Genomic DNA, 7,552 nt, shown 5'->3' with positions numbered 1-7,552 from the left:
TGAACGGCCAAACAGTTGCTCACGGAAGTACGGTAACAGCCTATCAAGCATCTTCAGTGGCTTTTGGAAATACTTGTACTGGCGAGACCCGAAGTTGTTCCGATGGAAATTTGTCCGGGAGTTACGACTATACTAGCTGTACTGTAAATCCTGCTAGTCAATCATCTTCAGAATATAGTGCTGACAGGACTACATTTAAAATCACTGTGAGTTCATCCGGCTATTCGAACAAATATTATGTCGATGGCACAGAAACAAAGTCATTAAGTCTGAAGGAAGGCTATACTTATTATTTCAACGTAGAAGATTCCTCCACAAACAATCACCCTCTATTCATTGGGACGACACTAGGGGGAGGAAATTATAGCAATGAATACTCATCAGGAGTTACAGGTACCCGAGCTACAAATGGTTTTTTGACTTTCACGGTACCTAATGATGCACCTTCCACCCTCTATTATAATTGTGGTCTACATTCATCAATGGGAGGGGTTATCAACATCGTTGAATCCAATTCGGTTTCTACTCCCACCTCCCCAGCTATTGATACTAATCGTTGTACAACAATCAAAAATTCTATTGTCGATGCTGGATTTGGATCTGAAGTTACTGTCAGTTGCGACAATAACCATGCATATTTGGCCTCTGACACATACCCAAGCCATGACTTGATGAATGGCATTACGGCGACAAACGAGCAGACAGCAGTCCCAGCCAAAGACTACACCAGCCCCATTGCACTCTCCTCAAGTCCAATTACCTCCGAAAGCTTCACAACTAGAGATGCGGCTTTGGGCGTTGCAGTCAATGGTGTTCCGATTTACGACTATTCAAGTGGGGGAGAATTAAATATCAGCAATTGGAGTTACGATTCAAAGGAAGACACACACGCACTTGGACAGTTGGACAACTGTGGTGGCCACTCAGGTCGCGGGGATGATTATCATTACCATAAAAAACCCACGTGTATGATTAATCAAATGGCAAACAAGGATGCAAATCCAATTATCGGCTGGGCATTTGATGGCTACCCGATTTATGGAGACAATGCTCCTGATGGCAGTCCTGTTAGCACCTTGGGGTTGTGTAATCACACCACAGATGACAACTTTGGTTACCGCTATCATACCTCTCCTTCTGCTCCCTACATACTCATGTGTTTAGTCGGAGTGACCGACTCATCCAAATTGGAAACCGTAAGAGTTTCGCCACTGCCGGGGCGAACGAGTGGCCAGCCCATCAATGTTACAAACTTGAATTTTCAGGCCAACACCAACACTAAGACCTTGAGCTACAAGTATGGAAACGCTGATTACTACATTCGCTACACACCTACTGGCAACGACTGTTATAACTTTGAAAGCAAGACTGTCGAGGACGGAGGGGCTGTCAAGACCAGTACATATTGCAGATAGTCATCAAAGAAAATTTCCTCAATTAGTCTTGTTAAAGTCTTATGATCTACCAAACAAATACTTTTGAAGACGGTGCTAAATACGAACGGATGATGGGGGTCTGGAGCCAATTAGTGGGCAAAGAATTTATTGAATGGCTAAGCCCCACTAGCAGATTGAATTGGATTGATATTTAATGTGGTGGTGGGGCTTTCACAGCCCAAGTGGCTGAGCTTTGCTCTCCCAGTCATTTATTGGGTATTGAGCCTTCAGAAGCTCAAATCAAATTTGCCCGCCAACGCTCCATAGCGCAGCAAGTTACTTTCCAGACTGGAGATGCGACAGCGCTAGCCTGTGAATCCTCTTCTTTCGATGTAGCAACCATGGCCTTAGTCCTCTATTTTCTGCCAGATCCAGCTCTTGGAGAGAATGAAATGAAAAGAGTCATAAAACCTGGAGGCATCATTGCTACTTATGACTGGGATGTTCCAGGTGGCGGCTTACCGCATGAGTAGCTTCACCAAGAACTTCGTAAGCGAGGAATCGATTATCCTTTGCCTCCGACTGCCGAAGTTTCAAGGATAGATGAACTCGAAAAGCTTTGGAATGAGGTGAGTTTACAATCAATTGAATGCAAGCAATTCAGAGCTACAAGAACATTTTCAAACTTTGAAGAACTTTGGAGTATTACAGTGAAAGCTCCAGCATTTTTGGGGGTTTTTGAAGATTTGACTCCAGAAGTAATTTCGGACATCCGCTCAACCGTTGAAAGTGAGCTAACTAAAAGCTCTTCTGGAGCAGTCAGTATTTACGCTCACGCCAATGCAATCAAAGGGATCGTTTGATTGAATTTCAATAATTCTTGTACCAAGTACAATCGAAGATTATAGTCACAATTTAAATTGATCTGCCTGGTTTTTGTGTATAACAATGATTGATACTCCTTATTATCCCATGCATTATCCATTTCACTAAGGGAAAAGAATTTAGAGACTAAGCCCAAAGTTTGGTCATAAGTGAAATTTACTGATGCACTTCTCCAGAATTTTTTCAACAAGCTTTTAGTTGCAAATGAAAGAAAATGTCTGCATCAGATAATGAATTTTCAAAGTTTTGTTTAGAGAATACGGAAGGGAACTTTGTGGAATGGTTGAGAAACCGGAGCTCAACATCTTGGGAAAAAATGGTTTATCACAGATTTACAATAGATGTAGAAAAAAACACTATTCCAGAAGATGTCTTCAAGAAGTATTTGCAACTCGAACACAATTTTGTGCGTTCAGCAATAACGATTTTTGCTTATGCACTTGCCAAAGCTATGGCAATCGACGATCAAAATCGTCTTATATCCATTCTATCTGCTTTAGGAAATGAACAGGATGATTATTTCCAGAAGACATTCACGTCAATGGGTGTGAAGGAAAAGGAGCTGAGTGAATTTAAACTTGATGGTAAAGCTAGGCTGTTGAGAGATGGGGCGATCAAAATTGCACAGACGGGATCACTCTTAGAAATACTTACTACCATGTTAGCTGCGGAGTGGATGTACCTGACTTGGTGTGAGCGTGCTAGGGATGGTCATATGATAGGTCCAGCTAAAGAGTGGGTTGAGTTGCACCTTACACCTGACTTCCGTAAACAAGTAAGCTGGTTGACAAATCGTGTAAATGAGTTGGGTGCAAAAGCCCCTTTAGATCTCCAAGAAGTATGCGCGCAGCATTTCAGAAATATGCTGGATTGGGAAATCGCTTTTCATCATCATCCATATGGGAATCTCTGATATATTTTAATTTTCTTATTCAGATGCTGGAGTTTTGAGTAATCGGTATTTTTGGCAACAATTAGAAACTCAACAATTCAATTTGTTCCACTCTTTTACTAATTGCAGGGTCTCAGGTAGATCAATGCTTTTTTTAAACTAATTTCTTCTATTAAAATTTCATATATTAATATAGTGATGTTTTGGCTTAGTTCTATAAGGAATAATCTCCAAAATTCCTGGTAATATTCTCAGGCGAGGTAATTGAAGAGAGATAAATTTTGTCAGCAAATTAGAGTTAAGACTCTTAATTTAAATGCGGTAAGAGTTTTTCTTAAAACCAAAACAGTTTTCAAAGAGTGGCATTGCTAGTAATGTAGGTTGATTGACCTCATCTCATGGCACAAAATCTACAGAAACCTCTCCAAGCTGTTCAAAACCAATTTTAATTCTTGCTGGTTTCTCTATGAATACTGTTTGAACTACGCTTCCAAGCATCACAAATTCTCCTGCTTTGAGCGGTTTCTGAAGTCTAACACAGTGATTGGCAAGCCAGACTAAAGCATTTAGAGGATTTCCCATAATGTCCGCACCTGTTCCAAATCCAACTTCTTTACCATCAATTTGCATCCAACCCTTAATTTCACAGAGTGGAATGGATTTCCAGTTGGATAGCTCTTCGCCCAATACTACGCCTGTATTGAAGAAATCATCTGCAATCAAAATCGGGGTCGGAAAGTTTGGATAATCAATATAACGATCTTCAACAAGTTCGATTGCTGCCATCAAAGCACCAACACCATCTTGAACCATTTCAATGTTATAAGGAGTCTTCTGCTCTGGAAAATTCTTGGAGAGCCGCACAGCAATTTCACATTCAATTCCAATTTTTTGAAAATCAGAAAGCCTAAGAGTGGTCTGACTTGGAAAAACCTTTGTTTCAAACACTTCTCCTGAGCAAGGATGTGAAATGGAAAGGAAATCCTGCATAACTTTCGTGGTGCAGCCTATCTTATGACCAACGAGCTCCCCAAAACCATGATTTTTTAATCGGGCATGAATTGCTTCCTGAACGAGGTACCCTTGGTCAATTGACAGCACTATCATAGATTCATCGGGAAGGGCCGATGGCGGTCCCCCAACTCTTGACTGGATCAGGTGATTTGCTAATGCAGAAATTTGGTTTTGGTTCAAGAATTCCCTTTCCTCAAAAGTTTTTATATATCTTTAGTCTCATAATTTGGAATCACTTATTCTTCTATGAAGCAAATTAGCTCCATGAAAAGATTAAGTTATTCAATTCCCATCACCTAGCATCGTTGGATATTAATCTCAGCCAGGGAATTTTTTGAAGAAGTTCCAGATTGCTCTGTGAAGAGCAAAATTCCCAAAATTTCCACTATGACCTGATCCCTCGACGATATGATAGCGCACCTGCCAATTCGATTCGCAATTCCCATAGAAAAAAGATTGTACAGGGTACGGTCCCCACACATCCTGAAAAGTCAGGGGAATGGTTGAGCATTTGGAATACACTGCCCAGTTTTCTGCACTCTCTTTGGCTGAAATAAATTGATGTTGTACTTTAGATAAGCCTCCATTCAAGGGGATTAGTGGATCGTCATCACCATTGATTTGAAAAACTGACACACCATTAAGGGGTGAGATTTTCGATAATGCTAGCGTCTGCTGGCTAACAATGGGGGCAATTCCCTTCAAGATATTCGTTTCTTTAGCCAACTTGTTTACCATACCTGCTCCATTGGAAATGCCCACAGCATAAACAGATGAGAGATCCACGAAGCTTTTTTCTGAAATTGCTTCAATTATCCCTTCAACCCAGGCAACATCATCTGCTTTGGATGCTTCCGCACCCAAATTCCAACTTTCCTCTAATCCTTGTGGGAAAATTCCAATAAATTCATTGTTATCAATTAGTTCATGCACCTCACTCAGATTACTGTAAAAACTTTCTGCAGTACCCCCATTTCCGTGGAAGTAAAATACTATTGGGTAATTGGATTGTTTAGGCTGCGAAGGATATCTGATAAAATATTCACGTTTTTCAGTACTTCCTTCAACAATTTGGTCCAGATAATACTTTTGCAACCCAAATGGAAAATTTGGAACTGCTAAGGAATTTGGATTAACAGTAGTTGAATTATCGTTTTTATCTGATGATGAATTAATGGAGCATCCAGCAAGAATACTGGTAATCAACAAAAATCCTAATGAGGCAAAGATACATCTCATCTGATTATCAAGAATTGTGTTTGCTCAAAATTTATTTTCAACAATCGCTTATTTGACCAAGATTTTAGTCTGTTTGATCAATCACTTCTTAGAAAAATATTTGACTGCCATTTGATTGGATATTCAGTACGCAGGCAGTATATATTGAGAATCAATCTGCACCAGGAGAATTTTTGAAGAAGTTCCAGATAACTGTATGAAGGGGGAAGCCTTTAAAATTCGATCTATGACCTGAGCCCTGCACAACATAGTAACGTACCTGCCTACCCGATTCACACTCATTGTAAATAAACCCCTTTGTACCGTAGGGCCCTCAATTTTCTTCAAAGCCAGCTGGCACTTTTGCGCAATTTGAATACTGAGCCCAGTTCTGTGCACTTTCCTTTGCTGAAACAAATTTATGGAGAATTCGAGACAATCCTCCCTCAAGTGGAATCAAAGGATCATTGTCTCCATTGACTTGAAAAACAGAAATTCCTCTATGGGGGGTTACTTTGAGCATTTTAACTGTTTGTTGACTAACAATTGGCGCAATTCCATTAAAAATTTCTGTTTCCTTGCCGAGTTTATTGACCAATCCTGCCCCATTGGAAATACCTACTGCATAAACAGATGATGAATCTACAAATCTGAGCTTTGAAATTTCTTCAAAAATTTCTGTAACCCAAGCCACATCATCCGCTTTGGACGGCTCCAGGCTGAGATTCCAGCTTTTTTTTAAACCCTGAGGAAAGATTCCGATAAACTGATTGTCATCAATAAGCCTGTGAACTTCACCCAGATTACGGAAGAGTTTAGAGGCTGTACCCCTGCCACCATGAAAGTAAAATACTATCGGATAGTTTGAACGGCTCGGTTTGAGTGGGAACCGGACAAGATATGTACGTTCCTGCAAAACCCCTTCTACCAATTGTGGAAGTGAAAACTTTTGCAGACCAGCTGGAATCGCAGATTCTTTAGGAAGATTAGAAATAGAATCTGTTGGGGAGGGACCAGGATTTATTTGCAATGGATAATTATTTTGGGAGCACCCAACTGAAGCGAATAGGATGACAAAGGTACCCCAGAAGAAACATAATCGCTGAAGCTTATCAACAAATTTAAATTGTAAGAGCTTATCTCTACTCAATTGAAAGTTTCTAATTTTCTTCACTTTTTAGGATTTATCATTTTTGGAATAGAGCCATTCTATTTACTTCCAAGCGAAAACTCCCTTTCTGCTTATCACTAATCATGAGGCCAATCTGAGCAATTCTACTGGTGTCAAGCTTTGGGTGATCTGGCAATAACCTTCCCCTGTAAGACGCTTTAAACCCATTAAATGGCAGATAAATCCCTACCCATTTCCCAATTTCAGTTTTGAAATGCTGATAAAACGCAGCCCCCTCTACTCTGCTTGTCTGTCTCAATCTTAACTGATACTTATTCCCATCTCCTCTAATTTTAAGAAAGATTCCTTGGTATTTTTCAGCATCCAATTGATTTACTATCGACCTTACTGAGGCAAAACCACCTCCATAATCAAGGGATACCCTTCCTTCAAAAACTAAGGCACCCTGCTCATCAAGGCTTAGCCGAGATTGGGAAACACCTCCCATTACCCCATCGTTTACAATCATCCAACTACCTGCTGTCTCTGGGCTATTGAAATCATAAATATCTAATAAGTTTGATGATAAAGCAGAATTGGAAATCAGCATTGTAAAAAAACTCAAAATTAAGTGGCGACAAAATAACATAATGGTTGAGATGAAATTGTTAGAGGAGAAATTTATTTCTATTGTCTTAAAAATTAGAACTTAGCTAATCAGAAAGCAAATCCTACTCGAGTAAGCATCAAATAAAATTGTGTGTTTGTGATTAAGAGCTCAAACATTTGTTTAGCAATTTATGATCGACTTCGGACCTCATTGTCATCTAGTTAATCCTCAAAATGCTCTACAATTCTTGACACATTTACTAGCAAAGAGTAAAAATCCTGGTTGTCACAAAAAGTATAAACCGCTGATGAGGTTGAGACATGCTGCGTCGCTGGTTACTGCTAGTGCTTTGCACGCTACTACTGTGGGGTTGCGGGGAACCTGTTCCTGTCGACTGTACCCCAGATGAGGAACAATGCACCTCGGAAACGGAAGGTGGCTTTGAA

Annotated in this window: 7 protein-coding genes and 1 pseudogene; 4 read left to right on the top strand and 4 right to left on the bottom strand. The window is 40.1% G+C overall.

The window, feature by feature from the left end:
- From P8O70_06215 to P8O70_06200, 4 genes and pseudogenes are all read left to right on the top strand, one after another.
- Positions 1 to 1,415: YHYH protein (locus P8O70_06215; protein ID MDG2196469.1), on the top strand; the 1,415-nt coding region annotated here is incomplete at its 5' end.
- Between the two features lie 191 nt (positions 1,416 to 1,606).
- Positions 1,607 to 1,909, top strand: a pseudogene (locus tag P8O70_06210) (class I SAM-dependent methyltransferase).
- Positions 1,910 to 2,086: 177 nt separating this feature from the next.
- Entirely contained in the window at positions 2,087 to 2,239 is a 153-nt protein-coding gene (locus P8O70_06205; protein MDG2196468.1) for a hypothetical protein, read from the top strand.
- 236 nt (positions 2,240 to 2,475) lie between these two features.
- Positions 2,476 to 3,174, top strand: a complete 699-nt coding sequence (locus P8O70_06200; protein MDG2196467.1) for a TenA family protein — start codon at positions 2,476 to 2,478, stop codon at positions 3,172 to 3,174.
- A 375-nt stretch (positions 3,175 to 3,549) separates the two neighbouring features.
- On the opposite strand, the gene P8O70_06195 is transcribed toward P8O70_06200, so the two are convergent.
- The 4 genes from P8O70_06195 to P8O70_06180 form a co-directional block, all read right to left on the bottom strand.
- Positions 3,550 to 4,143 carry a fumarylacetoacetate hydrolase family protein gene (locus tag P8O70_06195; protein ID MDG2196466.1) on the bottom strand — a complete coding sequence of 198 codons (594 nt, stop codon included), beginning with the start codon at positions 4,141 to 4,143 and terminating at the stop codon, positions 3,550 to 3,552.
- A 342-nt stretch (positions 4,144 to 4,485) separates the two neighbouring features.
- Complete coding sequence (locus P8O70_06190) at positions 4,486 to 5,100, bottom strand: hypothetical protein (GenBank protein MDG2196465.1); 615 nt, start codon at positions 5,098 to 5,100, stop codon at positions 4,486 to 4,488.
- A gap of 619 nt (positions 5,101 to 5,719) precedes the next feature.
- Positions 5,720 to 6,301 carry a hypothetical protein gene (locus P8O70_06185; GenBank protein ID MDG2196464.1) on the bottom strand — a complete coding sequence of 194 codons (582 nt, stop codon included), beginning with the start codon at positions 6,299 to 6,301 and terminating at the stop codon, positions 5,720 to 5,722.
- 271 nt (positions 6,302 to 6,572) lie between these two features.
- A complete protein-coding gene (locus P8O70_06180) occupies positions 6,573 to 7,106 on the bottom strand; it encodes a CIA30 family protein (GenBank protein MDG2196463.1) in 534 nt (177 codons plus the stop codon).
- Positions 7,107 to 7,552: the final 446 nt, after the last annotated feature.

Source organism: SAR324 cluster bacterium (assembly GCA_029245725.1).
Taxonomy (GTDB): Bacteria; SAR324; SAR324; order SAR324; family NAC60-12; genus JCVI-SCAAA005.
The sequence above is the reverse complement of the archived record's forward strand: the minus strand, read 5'-3'. Positions and strand labels throughout refer to the sequence as shown.

Excerpts from the sequence above, each read along its gene's own strand:
- P8O70_06180 (MDG2196463.1), bottom strand. The coding sequence starts at position 7,106 with ATGCTGATTTCCAATTCTGCTTTATCATCAAACTTATTAGATATTTAT.
- P8O70_06195 (MDG2196466.1), bottom strand. The coding sequence starts at position 4,143 with ATGCAGGATTTCCTTTCCATTTCACATCCTTGCTCAGGAGAAGTGTTT.
- P8O70_06200 (MDG2196467.1), top strand. The coding sequence starts at position 2,476 with ATGTCTGCATCAGATAATGAATTTTCAAAGTTTTGTTTAGAGAATACG.